The organism is bacterium (genome assembly GCA_023150945.1).
GTDB lineage: Bacteria > Zhuqueibacterota > Zhuqueibacteria > Zhuqueibacterales > Zhuqueibacteraceae > Coneutiohabitans.
Window position 1 is genome coordinate 89,392 of sequence record JAKLJX010000011.1, and the last position, 18,838, is coordinate 108,229.

An 18,838-nucleotide genomic window follows, 5' to 3' on the forward strand; every position below is an offset into this window, starting at 1 on the left:
TTGACTTTTTAGCCAAAGTTCGTTAGGTTTTGCCGCTTCAATCGCCGCGCTCCAACGCGGGTGGCGAAGCGTGGCCGCAGCCGGCGCCGGCTTTTGGCTGTGCGGCATGCCGGGCTGCATTTCAGAAATTGTCTTGCCGATCACATTGCAGTTCACGGCCACGCGGGGCGATGCTTGCGCTGCACAAGCAGTGTCGCCGTTATTGATTCCGTCGTTCGCCTGTTCAAACCACATGACTTGCCGGCTACGGCCTTCCGAGCCGTGTTGCAGAGGAAGCGACCTCGGAGGCTCGGGCAATGGTTCGCCGCAGCAGGCCCGCGCTGTGCTTCACCGGATGGAGGTCTGATCACACCCATGTTGCCACGTCACGCCTTTATGATCCCCAAACTCCTTCTCTCCCTGCTCTTCATGCTGCTCATGGTGTCCCTGACCGCGGCAGATGAAGTTTGGCACAAATCTTATGAAAACGGCAAGCAGGCCATCGAACGGGGAGACTGGTCCAGCGCCGCTTCCTACTTTGCGGCGGCACTGGCGCAAAAAAGCAAAGACACCAACAAGATCCGCGCCTATGGCACGGTATTCATTCAGTATTACCCCAATCGTGAGTTGGGCATTTGCTATTATCATCTCGGCGATCTCGAACGCGCCCGTCAATACCTCGAGCTCTCAATCAGCCAGTCGTCTTCGCCGCGCGCGCAGGAATATCTCAACAAAATCAGGGATGGCATCGGCCCGCAGGCCACTGCGCCGCCGCCGGCCCAACCCGGGCCCGCCAAATCCGTCGCCAAGCCCGCGCCCACGCCTGGTCCTGAACCGGCTGCCGCCATCGTGGGTGATCGCTTGAGCATTGCGATTTTGCCGTTTGAAACCAAAGGCATCGGCAGCGAGCTGGGCGAGATCGATCTACTCGACAAGATCACCACGGTCTTTTTCAATTTGCATCGCTTCAAAGTCATCGAGCGCGCGCAACTGGAGAAAATCCTGTCGGAGCAGCAACTGGGCATGACCGGCGTGATTGATGTCTCCACCGCCGCGCAAATCGGCAAGGGCATTGGCGTCGATGCCGTGGTGTGCGGCAGCATTGCCCGCACCGGCAATGCCGCCAGCATCGATGCCCGCTTGATTGACACCGAAACCGCGGCCATCATCACCGCGCAAGATGCCTTTGCCAATGGCCTCAACTTGCAGGCGCTCACGCAGATGATCCAGGAAGCCGCCCAGAAAATGAAACGGGATCTGCCGCTGGTCACCGGTTATGTCATCAAGACCGAGCCGGAGCGGCTAACGCTTGACCTCGGCCGCAGCCTCGGTGTGCGCAAAGGCATGAAATGCCACGTCTACCGCGAAGGTGCGCCGATTGTCCATCCCGTCACCAACGAGGTGATCGGCAAAGCCATCGACGAGTTGTGTGAAGCGCAGATCACCGATGTTTTCGACGCTTACTCGCTGGCAACGGTCATCAAGGCGAAGGGCGGCGTGGTGAAAATGAGTGATCGCGTGGTGACGAAATAGGTATGCCTGCTTCACTCAAGTTTGTTGCAAGCGGCACGGGCTGTCCGAAAGATCCAACATAAGGAGACTCAAGCATGAAAGTTTTGAAACTGGTGCTGATCGTGGTGCTGGTGGCAGGTTCCGTGAGCACGGCTCTGGCGCAGAATCGCCGCAGCCAGATTGAGTTCTATGGCGGTGCCGCGTTTCCGTTGAGCCCGGCTGATTTCAAAGACTACGCCAAAGTCGGCCTGAGCGGCAATGCCCAGTATGTGATTTTCCCCTCGCCGCGTTTTGGCGTCACCTTCAATGTCGGCTATGAATTCTTTTCCACCGACAATGCCAAGTTCACCGATGCGCTGAGCAAGGAGCTGACCGGCCTGACCGCGCAGGAATGGGTCGACGCCGGCTTCAACATCACTCCGCGGCCGAGTGCCGAAATCAAGGCCAATCTGTTGCGCTTGGGCGCCGGCGTGCGGCCCTATCTGACCGCGCCGGAAGCCAACACGCAGTTCTTTCTGTTGGGGCAGGCCAACTTCAATCTCATCACCAATGACTATAAGGCGACCAACCTGCCGGCTTTCTATGACGAGCTCACCGGCCAACTCACCGTGCTTTCCTTCGATGACAAACAGTTTGAAGATCAAACCGGCGAAGACAACGACGACCAGGTGTTCGGCATCGGCGCCGGCGCCGGCTTCGAGATGCCCGCGGGTTCATCGTTGAACATCGTGGTGCAGGGATTGTTCAACATCCTCTTCACCAAGGATGAGAGCACCTCCTTCATCGGCGTGACGGCAGGTTTGGTTTTCTAAGGAAGCGTTGAGGCCGCCCACGTATTCCGCTATGATTTCGAATACGTCGACTCAATCCTTGCGACAGCCGATTGCGCGACAGCACAATCGGCTGTCGCATTTAAGGAAAAGATGACCATGAATTTGGGCTTACAGCACAAAGTGGCGATCGTCACCGGCGGCAGCCGCGGCTTGGGCAAGGGCATTGCGCTGGCGCTGGCGCAGGAAGGCTGCCACCTGGCCATTTGCGCGCGCAACAATGAAGCACTGCAACATGCTGCCGAAGAGATACGCTCACGCCACGTCACGGTTTTGCCTCTGGCGCTGGATTTGTCGCGCGCCGACCAGGTGACACCGTTGGTGGAGGAAACCCTGCAGCAGTTTGGGCGCATCGATATCCTGATCAACAACGTCGGCGGCAACCGCCGCGGCGAATTCGCGGCCACGACCGATCAGGATTGGCAGGACATCATCGACTTGAATCTGCTGGCGCAGGTTCGCCTCAGCCGGGCCGTGGTGCCGCACATGCGCCGGCAGGGCGGTGGCGCCATCATTTTCATCTCCTCGATTTTCGGCCGCGAATCCGGCGGCCGGGGCTTGTCGATCTACAACACCACGAAATCCGCGGTGATCAGCCTGGCCAAGATCATGGCGGTCGAGCTTGCGCCCCACAACATTCGCGTCAACAGCGTGGCGCCCGGCTCGATTCGCTTTCCGGGCGGCAGTTGGGACAAACGCTGCCAGCAGGATCCGCAGGGCATGGCGGAGTTCGTGCAACGCGAAATGCCATTGGGAAGATTTGGAACGGTGGAGGAAGTCGCCGATGTCGTGACGTTCCTGGTCTCCGAGCGCGCCAGCCTGGTCACCGGTGCCTGCTTGAATGTCGATGGCTGCCAATCACGTTCTTTGATCTAGCAGAAGCAAAGGCCATGATTCCATCACGAGTCTCCCATCGCTCTCCCCGTGGTTGAATTCAGTGAGCACCATGGCGACAACCATTCAACTGCAGGTCAATGGCTCGACCTCCAACCTGGGCGCGGGCTTTGACACGCTCGGCCTCGCGGTCGAGTTGCCCTTGCGCGTGATTTGCCATATCGAGGGCGGCCGCAGCGGCGTGTTGTCTGCCGGCGGTGAAGGCGCGGAAGAAATCGCCGCAGCGCGGGACAATCTCATCCTGCGTGCGTTTGCTTTCGCCTGCCGGAGACGGCAGCAGCCGGTACCGCCGCTCGCGCTCGAAATCGACAATCACATCCCGTTGCGCCGCGGCTTGGGCAGCAGCGGCGCTGCGATTGTAGCGGGTTTGCTGGCTGCCGAGGCCTATTTCGGCAATCCGCTCGCGCCTTCCGGCATTCTGGATCTCGCCTGCGAGTTGGAAGGCCATCCCGAGAATGCTTCGGCGGCACTGCTCGGCGGGATGACGGTGAATGGCGTCGAGCAGGGCCGGGTGGTGTGCGCGCGCTTCGCGCCGCCGCCGGGCTGGGTTGCCGCCTGCTTCGTGCCGGCGCGCGAGGTAACAACGGAAGCCGCACGGCGTGTGCTGCCGGTCGCCGTGCCGCGTCAGGAGGCTGTTGCCAATTTGCAGAGCGTTGCGCTCATGGTCGCTGCCTTTGCGCAACACAAGCCGGAGTTGCTGCGCCTCGCGGCGCGCGACACATTGCACCAGCCCTATCGCCGGCCGCTCATTCCCGCGTTTGAAGAAATCACCGGCGCAGCGCTGCAGGCTGGCGCATTTTGCAGTTTCCTGAGCGGCTCCGGCTCGACCATGCTGGCGCTCTGCGATGGCGGCATCGCGCCCCGGGTCACGGCAGCCATGGCCGGCGCCGCGCTGGCGCAGCAGGTGCCGGGCCGGCCGTTACTGCTTGCGCTCGCGGCAAACGGCGCCGTGGCCAAGATCACGTAGCGCCGTCTGCCAGACTGCAAACCAACCAAGCTGGAAAAAACTTCGCGGTCGCGCTGCTTTTTCCAGAGTCGCACCATAGAATGAAATCAACGCTCGAATCGCTAACTTGATGAGGAGCTCCCATGATTGCTGAATTCAAGAATACTGCCCTGCTGAGTTACTCCGAGGCCGCACATCACCAGGCCATGCTGCAAGCGTTGCGCGAGGTGGAAGCACAAAGCTCCCGGGAATGCGCGCTGTTCATCGACGGCGAAGAGGTGAAAACCGGCAAGCTCAAACCTTCCCACAATCCCTGCGAGAAGACGAAGCTGGTCGGCATGTTTCATCAGGCGGGAATCAAGGAAGTGGATCTCGCCATGGCCGCGGCGCTGCGCGCGTTCGAGTCCTGGCAGCACGTCGATCCCAAAGAGCGCGCCATTGTGCTGTTCAAAGCGGCAGAGATCATGCGCCGGCGGCGTCACGAATTGTCGGCCTTGATGGTGTTGGAAGCCGGGAAGAACTGGAGTGAAGCCGACGGCGACACCGCGGAGGCCATCGATTTCCTGGAGTTCTATGGCCGCGAGATGCTGCGCTACTCCGAACGCCAACCGGTGACGACGGTGGCGGGTGAATACAACGAACTGGTCTACATTCCGCTCGGTGTGGGCGTAGTGATTCCGCCGTGGAATTTTCCGCTCGCCATTCTCACCGGCATGACCAGTGCAGCCATCGTCACCGGCAATACTGTTTTGCTGAAGCCTGCCAGCGATACGCCCGCCATCGGCTATCGCTTGGTTGAGATTTTCCGTGAGGCCGGTCTGCCACCCGGAGTGCTGAACTATATTCCGGGCAGCGGCAGCGAGATCGGCGACTATCTCGTGGCGCATCCGCAAACCCGGTTCATTTCATTCACGGGATCGAAAGAGGTGGGATTGCACATCATCGAGCTGGCGGCCAAGCTGCAGAAGGGGCAGATTTGGGTGAAGCGCGTGGTGGCGGAAATGGGTGGCAAAGATGCCATCATCGTCGACGATGAGGCCGATTTGGCCGCGGCGGTGGAAGCTGTGGCAGCGAGCGCCTTTGGGTTCCAAGGACAAAAGTGCAGCGCCTGTTCGCGCGCGATCATTCACAGCAAGTTGTATGAGGAATTCGCCGAGCGGCTGGTGGCGCGCACGCGCCAGATCACCGTTGGCCCGGTGCAGGACCCGCGCAATTGGATGGGCGCCGTCATCAATGCCGCCGCGCAGGAGAAAACGCTGCAGTATATTGCGATCGGCAAGCAGGAAGGCAAGCTGATTTGTGGCGGCGAGAAAGGCCCGGCCGACGGCTATTTCGTCCAGCCGACCATCTTTGGCGAAGTGGCGCCCAATGCGCGCCTTGCTGGTGAAGAGATTTTTGCGCCGGTGTTGGCGCTCATTAAGGTGCGGGACTTCGATCAGGCCCTTGAGGTTGCGAACGCCAGCGAGTACGGTTTGACCGGCGCGGTGTTCACGCGCAACCGCGACAAGATTGCCCGCGCCAAGCGCGATTTTCACTGCGGCAACCTCTACGTGAACCGCAAGTGCACCGGCGCGCTGGTGGGCGGCCATCCCTTCGGCGGTTTCAACATGAGCGGCACCGATTCCAAAGCCGGCGGCCGTGATTATCTGCTGCTGTTCCTGCAGGCCAAGGCGATTGCGGAGAAGCTGTAAGAGACGCGCACGCGGTACGCAATCCGCTCGGAACGCGGGCGTTATGCCGCGTGCTTGACAAGATTTTTCCGAATGTCAGGAAGTGAATCCTGCCCGGCTTTCGTGACCGTAGAACCCTGTGGCGCAAACCCTGGGGCGAGCGCTCAATTGACGGCGGCCTCTCATCGGCGGCGCCGAGATAGAACCGGTAATCCCATGACCATCGAGCTGCACAATTTCAATCACACCACCACCGCGCACTGGCAGCAGCTTCCGGCTGCGGCGCAGGAACGCTTGCGCCGGCTCGGCAGCGAGATTCGCGGTATCACGCTCGATCTCTGGGGCACCCTTCTCGACGATCATCCGGCGCCGACCGACACCGTCGTGTTCAGCGAGCAGCGCCAGCAATTTCTCCTGGAAGAATTGCGGCGCCACGGCATCGAGAGAACCGCAGAACAGGTGCGCGCGGCGTATCAGCATGCCTGGGACTATTTCGACAGCTTGTGGTTTCAGCAAATCGCCTTCGCCGCCCAGGACGGGCTCGCGGCCATGCTGCGCCAGCTCGAAGCGGAGCTGCCGCCGGAGAGTCACGCCCGCACCGTGGAGTTCTTCGAGAATTTCAACACCCAGCCGCCGTTGCTGCCGGGCGTGCGTGACGGCGTGATGCAGCTTGCGCAAAAATATCCGCTGGCGCTGATCTCCGACACGGCCTGGACGCCCGGCCGGGTGCTGCGCCGCATTCTGGCCGGCTATGATTTGCTGCACTGTTTCAAGGTGTTCGTTTTTTCCGGTGAAGTCGGCCACACCAAGCCGCACCCCGAGATGTTTCAACGCGCGCTCTCTGGGCTGCGGCTCGCGCCCGAGCATTGCCTGCACCTCGGTGATCTGCAGCGCACCGATGTGGCCGGTGCCAAGGCGCTGGGCATGCACACCGCCTGGATTTACCGTCCCATCTACGCCGGCCGGGAACAGGATGATCATGCGCCTGACCTGACCGTTTCCGGCGTGGCGCAGCTTGCGCATCTATTGCTGGACCAACCCTGGGATCATCAATCCCATCGCTGAACGCCCACGGCCTTTGTTGCGATTCCTGCCTATTCGTATTCGTCCGATAATTTTCCAACCTGGGCTGAACCGAGGTTCCAAAACTTCGAGTGTCGAGGATACTCTGAAGGTTTTGAGGCAACGGCCAAGCCGTCGCAGGAACATTTTCTCAAAGGGCCGCGATTGCGGAGAGACCCAACAGTTTGGGAAATCAAAACAGAGGCACAAATGCACCGATGAAATCCCGCTGGAACGATTGGTGGGCCGCGCCGTGGTCGTGGATGTGGCGGCAGCGGCTGCCGGCGAGCGCGATTATCAAATCCAGGTTGCAGATTTCGAAGCATGGGAAAAGCCGCACGGCCGTCTGCCCGTGAAAGCCATCGTACTGCTCCGCACCGGCTATGGCAAATACTGGCCGGAACGCGAGAGACGCGAGGTAACTTCCCGCCACGATCAGCCCGACGTCCCTTTCCACCGCCCTCCCCAAATCAAACCAACCCCTCACGCGCCAGCGCGCAGCACCGCTTCAGGTGATGAGATGGATCAGCTCGGGCAGCGCCTGCACGGTGTAATCCGGCCGCAGCGCGAGCAGCATCGCGGCTGGCCGGTAGCCGTAGAGTGCGGCGCACGTGGCGATGCCGGCGGCATGGCCGGCGAGCAGATCATTCTCGCCGTCACCGATGATGAGCGCGCCTGCGGTGGGTGTGTTGAGATGCTCCAGGATGAACTGCAGCGGTTGGGGATCGGGTTTGAGCTGGCGGGAGGGATGGCCGCCGATGATCAGGTCAAAATGGTCAGCAAGCTGCAGCCGCTGCATTATGGCGTCCACGAATTCCTGCGGTTTGTTGGAGAGCAGGGCTTTTTTCCTGCCGGCAAAATGGTGCAGGGTCTCCCTCACGCCGGGATACAAGCGCGAATGATCGAGGAGATGATCGGCATAGAACGCGCGAAAGCTGCGCAGGCCGGCTTCCACTTCCGCGGCGCTGCCGATGGCCAGGGCGCGCTGCATCAACGTGCGGGCGCCGTCGCCCACGTAGGCGGTCAACTGTGAGAGCGGCAGGGGTTCGCGTCCCAGGGAATGTAAGGCATGATTCACAGCATTGGCCAAATCCTGGCGGGTATCGACCAGGGTGCCGTCGAGATCGAAAACGAGCAGCGCAGGTTGAAATGATGGGCTTGGCAATTTCTTCTCCGTAGCTAAGCGTCTGGCGTTTCACCGGCAGAATGAAATTCTGAAAGATCCTTCACCACAAAACAAGCAGTTGAACCGTGGCGACGCGGAGAGCGCAGAGTTCCACCCGCAAAGCAGCTCTTCTCTATTGCGTCTGGACGATTGTGCTGGAGTACATTGCGGTTGCGACTCGTCGGGGGTAGTGGCGGAAAGTACGCAGGCCGCAAGTCGGATGCAAGCATGCGGGAGGCAGAGGAGCCGGGCGGCCGTCGGGGATAGTTCCGGAGTTGGCCGCAGACAGGAGAGCTGCGGCAACTGCGATCACGGCAAGGAATGCCGCCGGCTAATTTTGTGCTTGCGGTTTGGTGCAGAAATTCTATAATGTGACCAACAAAAGTTGCAGAACTTTTGCCATATTGTCTGCGCCGGGCTGGACCGGACTGGCAGGCAATTCATACGGAGGAGGAAAAAAGCATATGGAAATCCAGCATCGCCACCTGGGCGGGGTGACCTACTCGGAGGACGAGGTCGTCACCTTTCCCCAAGGATTGCTTGGTTTTCTGCGGTTCAAGAAGTACGTCTTTTTGCAACCGTCAGAGTACTTGCCGTTTCGATGGATGATCAGCATTGAGAATCCGGAAGTGAGTTTCATGCTGATGAATCCTCTCACCTGCTGCACGGATTACAGCCCCAACATTACCCGCCGCGATCTCAACGAATTGTCCGCCGAGAATCCGCAAAGCTTGGAGATGTACTCTATTGTAACTATGAATCTTGATCCCCGCTTGGCCACCGTAAACCTGAGTGGCCCGATTCTCGTCAACAAGCCGATGAAGATCGGCAAACAATTGGTGCTCCTTGACGATCGCTACTCGACCAAGCACCGCATTATTCAATCTTAGACGCGCAGACACGATGAAGGAGATGACATGCTGGTCTTGACAAGGAGGTTGGGTGAGACAATCGTCATCGGTGATGATATCGTAATCAAGATCGTGGACATTCATGGGAAACAAATCCGTGTTGGCATCGAAGCGCCTGCCGAGATCAGTGTCTATCGGGGGGAGATCTACGAACGGATTATGTTGGAAAACAAGGCTGCCGTCGAAGCCGCATTAGGGGATGTCAAGACCATGACTGACGGTCTGAAAGAGTTGATGTCCAGCCAACCTGTCGTTGGCCACTCCGATGATTCCAAGTCGTCCGTCACCTAGGACGAGGCCTCAGCCGCCGCTCTTTTTCATGATGGGCACGTGTTCAACGGCCGGGAACTGAATCGACCTCTCGCTTCTTCCCCGGCCTTTTTTATGCCTGCCCGGGCCTGCTGCCGGACCGTACCGGCAACGCCACCATATCACTCCGCTTCGCCTTCCCTTTGTGGTTCCCACCGGTTCCAGTTGTGAAATCTGCGTAACTTTTTTCGCTGATTCACTGCCTTGGTCGATATTGTAAGCTTGTAAATTTTTCGAAGTGGATTTCGGCAGCCGCAGTGCCCTGAGTCTGTGCCGGATTTTCGGCCTGGCGCGCGGGCGGCCGCCTGGGTCATGCGGTCTGTTACAGGGAACGTAACCGGCCGTTGACTTGCCTTTCCCCGGGATGGGACAGGCGCCACGAACCAAATTCTATGGGTGAAGCAATGCGACGTTTTGTACTGCGAGCAGTGTGCCTGCTCTTTCCTGCCATTTGGTCTTTTCTGCCAACCCCGGGCTTCGCACAGGAAGAAGAAACGAAGCCCGCCAGCCCCACGCCCTATCGCGGCGCGCAATATTACCTGGGCGACACCGACGAATTGCTGATGAAAGTCAATATTTGGGGATTCGTCCGCAAACCCGGGCAGTACATGGTGCCGACTGACACGGATCTGATTGCGCTGATGTCATTTGCCGGTGGCCCGATCGAAGAAGCCAAGATCAAATCGATCCGAATTGTTCGTGCCGTCAACCCGGCGGCTGCCAACACCACCAGCCTGGTGCCGGCGATGAACGGGCAAATCAACCAGGCCCGCCCGGCCGCACGATCCGCCCACGGCGCAGATGACAACGGAACGACAATGAAGGTGCTCACCGTCGATGTGAAGAAGTTCATTCAGACCGGTGAGGCCAGCTTGATTCCGGCGCTGCAGCCGGGCGACACCATCGTCGTGTCCGGCAACTCTTACACCAACATCCGGAAAGTTCTGGATCTGGTCACGCGCGTCGCCATTCTCGGCCAGCTCTATTTTTGGCTGAATCGCTGACGCGGCGCCCCGGCATGCCCGGGCGGCGCGGCCATGCATCGTGCACGCGATGACTGCGGCCGGCAGCCTGCCCGGCCTGCGAACCGGCGGCCCGGGTCCTCACAATCGCACTCATTCAGGAATATTCTGCCATGGAAGAACTGCGGGAGCGACAAATCTCCTTCAATGACTACGTGCGGATTTTGTATCGCGGGCGCTGGATCATTCTCACCGCCTTCGCCGCGGTGATGCTGATCACCGGCTATATCACCTTCACCACCAGGCCCGTGTTCGAAGCCAGCGCCAAACTCATGATCGAAGAGAAGGGCGGCGTGGAAGATGAGATCTTCGACATCGGCGGCTTCATCAAGAAAGAGACCATGATCAACAATCAGGTCGAAATCTTGAAAAGCCACAGCCTCGCCGAGACCACGATCAATCGCCTGCAAAAGTCACAATTCGCCGACCAGCTCGAGTTGCTCAACCCCGAGGTGGAGTCGGACAGCAATTTTCTCGCCGATATCGGCCGCTGGTTCATCGGCTTGTTCGGCGCCGCAGTGGATTCCAGCGAGGGCGTGGCGCTGGACGACATCGTGGAAGAGTTGCGCAATCGCATCACCATCACGCCCATCCGCGACACCGACATGATCGAGATCAAGGTGGGCGCCGCATCGCCGGAAGAAGCCGCGTACATCACCAACACACTGGTGCAATCCTACAGCGAGCGCAACCGCCTGAACAGCCAGGAGGAAGTGCGGCAGGTGAAGAACTTCCTGGAAGAGCAACTGCAGAACATCGAACGGCAACTGGCGCGCTCCGAGGAAGAACTCAAGACTTTCAAGGAAACGCAGAAAGTCGTGGCGCTGCCCAATGAAACCCAGGAACTCATCCGCAAGCTCGCCGAGTTCGAAGGCCTCTACAACGAGGCGCTCACCGAATTCAACTCCAATCAACAGCGGCTGCAGTATGTCGACCGGCAACTCGAGGCCAACAAGCAGAACTTCGATCTCGACAACGTCTCGGTGACGCCTTACTTCGAGGGCCTGAAGAAGCAGATCGGCGAGTTGCAGGGCAAGCGTGCGCTGTATCTGGCCAATCTCATCAATCAGGGCGTCTACCGCGAGGATGACCCGCAGCTCCGTAAGTTCGATGATCAAATCGATTTGCTCAACAAACAATTGCGCGAAGAAATCCTGAAGTTCACCAAGCTCGACGTGCTCGATCCGGTTTCGTTCGGCTCGAACCTGATCGGCCGCAAGGTGGAAATCGAGGCGAACCTGCAAGCACTGCAGCCCAAGCTCGAGGCGCTGCAGAGCATTACCAGGCAATACAGCCGTGAGCTCGAGTCGTTGCCGGAGAAGAGCCTGCAACTGGCGCGGTTGGAACGCGCCGCGACGGTGGACGAAAAGATCTACTTGATGATGCAGGAGAAGTATGAAGAATCGCGCATTACCGAAGTCGGTCAGCTCGGTCAGGTGCGCATCATCGACACCGCGCGGGCGCCCAAGGAGCCGATCAAGCCGCGCAAGAAACTCTATCTCGTGGTGGGCGCGTTGATCGGTCTGGGGCTGGGATTGGCGCTCACCTTCATGTTCGAGTATGTCGACAATTCCGTGCGTTCGATCGAAGAAGTCGAACGCCTGGGCATCACCGTGCTCGGCTCGATTCCGGTGATCAAGCAGGAAGAAGCGGTGAAGCGGCTGAAAATCCTGCCGGGCATGAACGGCTCGCTGGACAGCGAGGAAGCCCGCAAGATTGCCGCCCGCCTGATCACGCATTTCGCGCCCAAGTCGCCGATCTCGGAAGCCTACCGCACCTTCCGCACCAATCTGCAATACACCAAGCTCGACCGCGAGCTGAAAGCAATTCTGGTGACCAGCCCTGGTCCGGGCGAAGGCAAATCAACGTCGGTTTCCAATCTCGCCATCACCATGGCGCAAATGGGCAGCCGGGTCTTGCTGATCGACTCGGATTTGCGCCGGCCGGTGCTGCACACCATTTTCAAAGTGGACCGCCGGATCGGCCTGTCGAACATTCTGGTCGGCAAGGCCACGATCGCGGAAGCGGTGCAGCGCACCGAAATCGACAATCTCTTCGTGCTGCCCTGCGGCACGCTGCCGCCCAACCCCTCCGAGCTGCTCGCCTCGAGCGCCATGACACGCGCGCTGGAGGAGATGAAGCAAATGTATGACATCGTGCTGTTCGACAGCCCGCCCATTATCGCGGTCACCGATGCGGCGGTGCTCGGGCCGCGGCTGGACGGTGTGATTCTGGTGTTGAAATCCGGCCAGACTGATCGCGATGCCGCCTTCCGCGCCTACTCGCTGCTCAAGAACGTCAATGCCCGCCTGCTGGGCTCGCTGCTCAACGGCGTGCATATCGAGAGCATGTACGGCAGCTACTACTACTACTATCACTACTACTACTACGGCAAGGACGGCGAGAAAAAGCGCAAGAGCCGGCGCAGCAGCCACAGCCGCAGCAGTGCCTGACGCGGCCCGAGGCCGGCGGCAGCCAATCATCGTCAATTCACCGGATGTAGCAACGCTTAGCGGCGTATGCGCCTTAGGCAGGAGGAGCCCGCGCCGGCGGGAAGACTACAGCCCGATACATCAACCGAAATCTGAAGAGGAGTCAATTCAGCATGCCAACCAGCATCCCCCACGGCGGCACTCTCGTTGATCGCGTGTTGCGTGGCCATGAGAAGGAAGAAGCGCTCAAACGCGCGCAGAAGATGAAGAAGATCCCGCTGGGCGAAGTGGCGATCTCCGATCTGCAAATGATTGCGATGGGCGCGATGAGCCCGCTCACCGGTTTCTTGAACAAGGAAGACTACGACAGCGTGGTGCACACCATGCATCTGAAAAGCGGCTACGTCTGGTCGATTCCGGTCACCTTGCCGGTGCCGGATGAAATCGCCGGCAGCGTGCACGTCGGCGAGGAAGTCGCGTTGATCGAGATGAGCGGAAGAATTCTGGGCACGCTCAGGATTGCGGACAAGTTCACGCCCGACAAAACCGTGGAAGCGAAGGAAGTGTACCGCACCACCGATGCCGCGCACCCCGGCGTGGCGCGCCTGCTGGCGCAGGGCAACACGTGTCTCGGCGGTGAGATTTGGCAGTTGGACGATCCCGCCGAGCTGTCTTTTGTCGACCACCATTTCACGCCGGCGCAATTGCGCCAGCAATTCGAAGAGCGCGGTTGGAAAACCGTGGTCGGTTTTCAAACCCGCAATCCCGTGCACCGCGCGCATGAATACATTCAGAAGTGCGCGCTCGAAATCGTCGACGGGCTGCTGCTGCATCCGCTGGTGGGCGCCACCAAGCAGGACGACATCCCCGCCGATATTCGCATGCGCAGCTACGAGGTGCTGATTCGCGAATACTATCCGCAGAACCGCGTCGTGCTCAGCGTGTTTCCCGCGGCGATGCGCTACGCCGGCCCGCGCGAGGCCATCTTTCACGCCATGTGCCGCAAGAATTTCGGCTGCACGCACATCATCATCGGCCGTGATCACGCCGGCGTCGGCAACTACTACGGCACTTATGATGCCCAGCTCATCTTCGAGCAATTCCGGCCCGAGGAATTGGGCATCACGCCGCTGAAGTTCGAACACTCGTTCTTCTGCCGCACTTGCCAGGCGGTGGTGACAAGCAAGACGTGCCCGCACCCGCCGGCGCATCACGTCACGCTCTCCGGCACGCAGGTGCGCACGATGCTGGCGAAGGGCGAGCTGCCCCCGCCGGAATTCAGCCGCGCGGAAGTCGTGAAGGTCTTGATCGAAGGCCTGCGCCAGCAAGCGGCGGCCTGAGCTTCTTCTCCGCCCGGCGTCCGCCTCCGGCCGGTGCGCCGGGCGCGTGGCTTGTGTGAGAACCGGAGCATTGTTGCTCATGCTCGCGAACGGAGTTCGGGAGCAGGCAGTACCAGAAAGGAAACCTCCTCTCATGATTGGCAACCATCGCCGTAAAGTTCTGGTCGTGGGACTCGATTGTGTTCCGCCGGAATTGTTGTTCGGGCAATATCGCGACGAGCTGCCGCACTTCAACGCATTGATGGCGCGCGGCCTGTGGGGCGAATTGGAAAGCTGTCATCCGCCGATTACCGTGCCCGCGTGGTCGTGCATGATGGCGAGCCAGGATCCCGGCCAGCTCGGCATCTACGGATTTCGCAACCGCGCGGATTACAGCTACGACAAGCTCAGTATCGCCACCGGTAACGCGGTGAAAGCGGAACGCGTGTGGGACCTGTTGTCGCGCGCGGACAAGAAAGTCGCGGTGGTGGGCGTTCCCGGCACGTATCCGCCGCGGCCGGTCAATGGCCTGATGGTCTCTTGTTTTCTGACGCCCTCGATCGCAAACCAGTACACCCATCCCGCCGGCTTGCGCGATGAAATCGCCGGGCTGGTGGGCGAGTACATGGTCGACGTCAAGGGCTTCCGCACCGAAGACAAAGACTGGCTGCTGCGCCAAATCTACGAAATGACCGAGAAGCGCTTTCGCTTGGTGCGGCATTTTCTGCGCACCAAGCCGTGGGACTTCTTTATGTTCGTGGAAATGGGCACCGACCGCATTCATCACGGCTTTTGGAAATTCATCGACCCCAGCCATCGCGGCTACGAACCCGGCAATCGTCACGAGCAGGCGATACGCGACTACTATCGCTATCTCGACCGCGAGCTGGGCGAATTGCTGGCGATGATCGATCAGGACACGGTGGTGCTGGTGGTATCGGATCACGGCGCCAAGAAAATGGACGGCGGCATTTGCATCAACGAGTGGCTGTTGCAAAACGGCTATCTCGCTTTGCGGGAGCCGCCCCGCACGCCAACCGCCATTGACAAATGCGCCGTGGACTGGTCGAAGACGCTGGCTTGGTCGGAAGGCGGTTACTACGCGCGCCTTTTTCTCAACGTGAAAGGCCGCGAACCGCAGGGCGTGATCGAACCGCGTGACTATGAACGGGTGCGCGACGAGCTTGCCGCAGAAATCGCGGCCATTCCGGACCATCAGGGCCGGCCGCTCGGCACCAAGGTGCACCGGCCGCAGGCGCTCTATCGCGCGACGACCAACATTCCGCCGGACTTGTTGATCTATTTCGGCGACTTGTACTGGCGCAGTGTCGGCACGCTGGGCACGGGCGCGATTCACACTTTCGACAACGACACCGGACCGGACGATGCCAATCACGCCCAGCAGGGCATTTTGATCATGTATGATCCAGCCCAACCCGGCGGCGGCCGCGAGATCAAGGGCATGAGCCTGTATGATGTCGCGCCCACGATTCTTCATCTGTTCGGCCAGACGCCGCCACCTCACATGATCGGCAAAATTATTGCCTGAACATCTCACCGGCCCGCGCGGCGGGTGAGTTAATCAACGATTTGTTATTGACGACCAACGAGGAAACCGCATAATGGCACACGAACGAGGCTGCACTATTTGGTTTACGGGATTGTCCGGCGCGGGCAAATCCACGATCACGGAACAACTTGTACCCCTGCTCAAGGAACGCGGCTGCAAGGTCGAAGTGCTGGACGGTGACGTCGTCCGCACCAACCTCAGCAAAGGCCTGGGCTTTTCCAAAGAAGACCGGGACACCAACATCCGCCGCATTGGATTTGTCTGCAACCTGCTCACGCGCAACGGCGTGTTTGCCGTTTCTGCGGCCATCTCGCCCTATAAGGCGATTCGCAACGAGAACCGCGCTCTGATCAAAGATTTTGTCGAAGTCTACGTCAAGGCCTCGCTCGAAACCTGCATTCAGCGTGACGTGAAGGGCCTCTATAAAAAGGCGCTCGCCGGCGAAATCAAAGAATTCACCGGCGTCAGCGACCCCTACGAACCGCCGGACAATCCGGAAGTCATCTGCGAAACCGAAATGGAAAGTCCGCAGGAATCCGCGCTCAAAATCATGCGGCGGTTGGAAGAGCTGGGCTATCTCGTGCCCGCCAGCAACAACGGCGACGGCTACAGCGGCCAGGAAGAAGAAGTCGTGAAGCAACGGCTGACGGACCTGGGTTATTTGTGATGGCAGGGGAGCGCGGGCAACGGCAGCGGCCGCGCGGCCGGTGCCCGGGTTTTTGTCCAAAATTCCAATTCATACTCTGTTTCGCGTGACCGTGTCCGGGCGCGAAACAGAGTTTTTCCCGCAGAACCTCTCGAGTATGGCGCGCCGACAGGCGCGAGGACTGGCATGAACGCTGAAACTCGCAGCGCACGCGAAGTGTGGGTTGCCGGCTATCCGCGCAGCGGCAACACCTGGGTCAATTATCTCTGCGCTTACTGTCTGAATCTGCCCTTTAAGGACTTTGATGATGACAGCAAGCAGCCCAAGCAGGAGTGGGTGCGGCAGGCGGTTGCCGGCCGCCATGCCTGGCCTGCGCCGCCCGGCTTTGCCGGCGTGAATAAGACCCACAAGTTGCCCGCAGAATTGCCGCTGCAGTCCGGGTGCGTCATTTACGTGCAGCGCGACCCGCGCGACGTCTTCGTCAGCCACTCTTACTATCTGCAACACCGGATGACCAGCGCAGTGAAGAAATACCACTACAAGCTGCTGGGCCTCGGCGGCCGCAGCGCGCAAGTGCGTTGGTTCATCGCGGATTGGCGCCGTCACGTTGCCGCCTGGCGCGAACACGTGCAGGCCACGATCCACTATGAAGCGCTGCTGGAAGAGGGCGCCGGCCACCTGGCCGAGGCTCTGCGCCTGGCCGGTTTCGCAGTGCCGCTCGGCCGCGCCGAGCAGGCGCTGGAATGTTTCCGCTTCGAGAAGATGAGCGGCCGCGAGATGGGCGCGACCATGGAAGAGAAAAGTTTCTTCCGCCGCGGCGGCGCCGGCGACTGGCAGAATCATTTGAGCGAAGACGAAAACCGGCTGTTTGCCGAAGTGTTGGCCGAAGCCCGCGTCGCTTGAGGCGAATGATCTGGTGCTTTGAAAAGTACCGCCACCACCACTGTCATTCTGCAAGGATCCTGTGAAGATCTGAGCACGGCGCCAGGTATCTTACCGGACTCCCTCTGAATGTCACGCGGAAGCACGCAAACAAATCAAAGTAACAAAGCACCAGCCAGCTTGACAATGATGTTGACTCCGATGACCTCATGGATTGATCATGTTTGAATTTCTCAAAAAAGACCGTGCCCGCCGCGTCGTCGTCGTCTCGATCGATGGCGTGCCCTACGACTTCATGCAGAAACACATTGCGGCCGGCGATTTTCCCCATTTCAAAAAACTCACGGAAAAAGGCTCGTTCCGCCGCATGAATTCGGTGCAGCCCTGTATTTCCTCGATTGCCTGGTCGAGTTACATGACCGGCAAGAACCCGGCCAAGCACAACATCTTCGGCTTCGTCGACCGCAAGCCCGGCACCTATGACCTGTTCGTGCCGACGTCGGCGCACATGACCAGTGAAACCATTTGGGAGATGATGAGCCGCGCCGGCAAGCGCGTCTTCGTCATGAACGTGCCGGTGACTTATCCCCCGCGCCAGGTCAACGGCATTTTGGTGGGATGTTTCCTTTGCACGCAAATCGAAAAAATTGCCTATCCCGCCCACATCGGCAAGGAACTGAAGGCGATGGGCTACAAGATCGATGCCGACGCCGCGATCGGCCGCGAGAACCGCGATCGCTTCCTCGAGGAATGCAACGATGCGCTGGACAAGCGCGTGCAGGCCATGTTTCATTATCTGGCGCAGGAACCGTGGGATTTCTTTCAGTGCCACATCATGGAAACCGACCGGATGAATCACTTTTTCTGGGAGCACATGGAAAAGGATGATCCGGTGTATGCCAAAACCTTTTTCGACTTTTACCAACGCGTGGACGAAGTGCTCGGCGAAGTTGACCGCAAAATCGGCGATGACGCCGAGCTGATCATCCTCTCGGATCACGGCTTCTGCACCATCAAGAAGGAAATCTACCTTAACTGGTATCTCGCCGAGGCCGGCCTGCTGAAGTTCAAGAAGACGCCGCCGGCTTCCCTGGCTGATCTCCATCCCGAATCGCTGGGTTACAGCCTGATTCCGGGCCGCGTGTTCGTGAATTTGCAGGGCCGCGAGCCGCAGGGCACGGTGCCGCCGGCGCAGTATGAGGCGGCGCGCGAGCAGCTCACCGCGGCGCTGTTAGGCTTCGTTGATCCTGACAACCAGGCGCCCATCATCCGCCAGGTGATCAAACGCGAGGAGATCTATGATGGGCAAAACCGCAACCAGGCCGCAGATTTGATCGCGGTGCCGCATGACGGTTATGATTTGAAGGGCGATCTGCGCAAGACCATCCCCGGCGAAAAGACCGCGCTGGTGGGGATGCACACGTTCGAGGATTCTTTGCTCTTCATTCGCGATCGTGAGATTCAGCGCGGGCACAATGAGCTGTGGGTCGGTGATCTCGCGCCCACGATCTTGAAGATGATGAAGCTGCCGATCCCGCAGGATATGGATGGGGTTGCGGTTGTTTGAAGTTATTTGAACAGGGTTCATACCTTTGCTCTTACTCATACTCATACTCGTACTCGTACTCTTACTCGTACTCGTACTCGCTGTTTAGATGTTCGCAAAAGCGAGCCAGAGTAGGAGTACGA

The 18,838-nt window shown here is 59.5% G+C and carries 16 protein-coding genes and 1 pseudogene; 16 read left to right on the plus strand and 1 reads right to left on the minus strand.

Annotated features, from left to right (window positions below; translation table 11 throughout):
- The first annotated feature begins 354 nt into the window (after positions 1 to 354).
- The 7 genes and pseudogenes from L6R21_15340 (at position 355) to L6R21_15370 (ending at position 7,251) form a co-directional block, all read left to right on the plus strand.
- Entirely contained in the window at positions 355 to 1,512 is a 1,158-nt protein-coding gene (locus L6R21_15340) for a CsgG/HfaB family protein (GenBank protein MCK6560567.1), read from the plus strand.
- 74 nt (positions 1,513 to 1,586) lie between these two features.
- Positions 1,587 to 2,303: a hypothetical protein gene (locus L6R21_15345; GenBank protein MCK6560568.1), complete on the plus strand. Its 717-nt coding sequence runs from the start codon at positions 1,587 to 1,589 to the stop codon at positions 2,301 to 2,303.
- A 117-nt stretch (positions 2,304 to 2,420) separates the two neighbouring features.
- Positions 2,421 to 3,197 carry an SDR family oxidoreductase gene (locus L6R21_15350; protein MCK6560569.1) on the plus strand — a complete coding sequence of 259 codons (777 nt, stop codon included), beginning with the start codon at positions 2,421 to 2,423 and terminating at the stop codon, positions 3,195 to 3,197.
- A 70-nt stretch (positions 3,198 to 3,267) separates the two neighbouring features.
- Positions 3,268 to 4,182, plus strand: a complete 915-nt coding sequence (gene thrB / locus L6R21_15355; protein MCK6560570.1) for a homoserine kinase — start codon at positions 3,268 to 3,270, stop codon at positions 4,180 to 4,182.
- 122 nt (positions 4,183 to 4,304) lie between these two features.
- Entirely contained in the window at positions 4,305 to 5,852 is a 1,548-nt protein-coding gene (gene pruA / locus L6R21_15360) for an L-glutamate gamma-semialdehyde dehydrogenase (protein MCK6560571.1), read from the plus strand.
- Between the two features lie 195 nt (positions 5,853 to 6,047).
- Entirely contained in the window at positions 6,048 to 6,896 is an 849-nt protein-coding gene (locus tag L6R21_15365; GenBank protein MCK6560572.1) for an HAD family hydrolase, read from the plus strand.
- Positions 6,897 to 7,158: 262 nt separating this feature from the next.
- Positions 7,159 to 7,251 (plus strand): annotated as a pseudogene (locus L6R21_15370) (cyclase family protein).
- Between the two features lie 150 nt (positions 7,252 to 7,401).
- Here the strand turns inward: L6R21_15370 and L6R21_15375 are convergent.
- Positions 7,402 to 8,058: an HAD-IA family hydrolase gene (locus L6R21_15375; GenBank protein MCK6560573.1), complete on the minus strand. Its 657-nt coding sequence runs from the start codon at positions 8,056 to 8,058 to the stop codon at positions 7,402 to 7,404.
- Positions 8,059 to 8,522: 464 nt separating this feature from the next.
- On the opposite strand from L6R21_15375, the gene L6R21_15380 reads away from it, so the two are divergent.
- The 9 genes from L6R21_15380 (at position 8,523) to L6R21_15420 (ending at position 18,716) form a co-directional block, all read left to right on the plus strand.
- On the plus strand, positions 8,523 to 8,948 hold the full coding sequence (locus L6R21_15380; protein ID MCK6560574.1) for a flagellar assembly protein FliW: 426 nt from the start codon (positions 8,523 to 8,525) through the stop codon (positions 8,946 to 8,948).
- A 27-nt stretch (positions 8,949 to 8,975) separates the two neighbouring features.
- Positions 8,976 to 9,260: a carbon storage regulator CsrA gene (gene csrA, locus L6R21_15385; protein MCK6560575.1), complete on the plus strand. Its 285-nt coding sequence runs from the start codon at positions 8,976 to 8,978 to the stop codon at positions 9,258 to 9,260.
- A 422-nt stretch (positions 9,261 to 9,682) separates the two neighbouring features.
- Entirely contained in the window at positions 9,683 to 10,282 is a 600-nt protein-coding gene (locus tag L6R21_15390) for a hypothetical protein (GenBank protein ID MCK6560576.1), read from the plus strand.
- A gap of 131 nt (positions 10,283 to 10,413) precedes the next feature.
- Positions 10,414 to 12,753, plus strand: coding sequence for a polysaccharide biosynthesis tyrosine autokinase (locus tag L6R21_15395; protein MCK6560577.1), 2,340 nt, complete (start codon positions 10,414 to 10,416; stop codon positions 12,751 to 12,753).
- 152 nt (positions 12,754 to 12,905) lie between these two features.
- Positions 12,906 to 14,072 carry a sulfate adenylyltransferase gene (sat, locus tag L6R21_15400; GenBank protein ID MCK6560578.1) on the plus strand — a complete coding sequence of 389 codons (1,167 nt, stop codon included), beginning with the start codon at positions 12,906 to 12,908 and terminating at the stop codon, positions 14,070 to 14,072.
- A gap of 133 nt (positions 14,073 to 14,205) precedes the next feature.
- Positions 14,206 to 15,600, plus strand: a complete 1,395-nt coding sequence (locus tag L6R21_15405) for an alkaline phosphatase family protein (GenBank protein ID MCK6560579.1) — start codon at positions 14,206 to 14,208, stop codon at positions 15,598 to 15,600.
- Positions 15,601 to 15,673: 73 nt separating this feature from the next.
- Complete coding sequence (gene cysC / locus L6R21_15410) at positions 15,674 to 16,288, plus strand: adenylyl-sulfate kinase (GenBank protein MCK6560580.1); 615 nt, start codon at positions 15,674 to 15,676, stop codon at positions 16,286 to 16,288.
- A gap of 165 nt (positions 16,289 to 16,453) precedes the next feature.
- Positions 16,454 to 17,170 (plus strand): sulfotransferase domain-containing protein, encoded by a 717-nt coding sequence (locus L6R21_15415; GenBank protein MCK6560581.1) that lies wholly within the window; start codon positions 16,454 to 16,456, stop codon positions 17,168 to 17,170.
- Between the two features lie 199 nt (positions 17,171 to 17,369).
- Complete coding sequence (locus tag L6R21_15420) at positions 17,370 to 18,716, plus strand: alkaline phosphatase family protein (protein ID MCK6560582.1); 1,347 nt, start codon at positions 17,370 to 17,372, stop codon at positions 18,714 to 18,716.
- The last annotated feature ends 122 nt before the right edge of the window (positions 18,717 to 18,838 follow it).

Coding starts and splice junctions, on each gene's coding strand:
- L6R21_15340 (MCK6560567.1), top strand. CDS start 355: ATGTTGCCACGTCACGCCTTTATGATCCCCAAACTCCTTCTCTCCCTG.
- L6R21_15345 (MCK6560568.1), top strand. CDS start 1,587: ATGAAAGTTTTGAAACTGGTGCTGATCGTGGTGCTGGTGGCAGGTTCC.
- L6R21_15350 (MCK6560569.1), top strand. CDS start 2,421: ATGAATTTGGGCTTACAGCACAAAGTGGCGATCGTCACCGGCGGCAGC.
- thrB (MCK6560570.1), top strand. CDS start 3,268: ATGGCGACAACCATTCAACTGCAGGTCAATGGCTCGACCTCCAACCTG.
- pruA (MCK6560571.1), top strand. CDS start 4,305: ATGATTGCTGAATTCAAGAATACTGCCCTGCTGAGTTACTCCGAGGCC.
- L6R21_15365 (MCK6560572.1), top strand. CDS start 6,048: ATGACCATCGAGCTGCACAATTTCAATCACACCACCACCGCGCACTGG.
- L6R21_15380 (MCK6560574.1), top strand. CDS start 8,523: ATGGAAATCCAGCATCGCCACCTGGGCGGGGTGACCTACTCGGAGGAC.
- csrA (MCK6560575.1), top strand. CDS start 8,976: ATGCTGGTCTTGACAAGGAGGTTGGGTGAGACAATCGTCATCGGTGAT.
- L6R21_15390 (MCK6560576.1), top strand. CDS start 9,683: ATGCGACGTTTTGTACTGCGAGCAGTGTGCCTGCTCTTTCCTGCCATT.
- L6R21_15395 (MCK6560577.1), top strand. CDS start 10,414: ATGGAAGAACTGCGGGAGCGACAAATCTCCTTCAATGACTACGTGCGG.
- sat (MCK6560578.1), top strand. CDS start 12,906: ATGCCAACCAGCATCCCCCACGGCGGCACTCTCGTTGATCGCGTGTTG.
- L6R21_15405 (MCK6560579.1), top strand. CDS start 14,206: ATGATTGGCAACCATCGCCGTAAAGTTCTGGTCGTGGGACTCGATTGT.
- cysC (MCK6560580.1), top strand. CDS start 15,674: ATGGCACACGAACGAGGCTGCACTATTTGGTTTACGGGATTGTCCGGC.
- L6R21_15415 (MCK6560581.1), top strand. CDS start 16,454: ATGAACGCTGAAACTCGCAGCGCACGCGAAGTGTGGGTTGCCGGCTAT.
- L6R21_15420 (MCK6560582.1), top strand. CDS start 17,370: ATGTTTGAATTTCTCAAAAAAGACCGTGCCCGCCGCGTCGTCGTCGTC.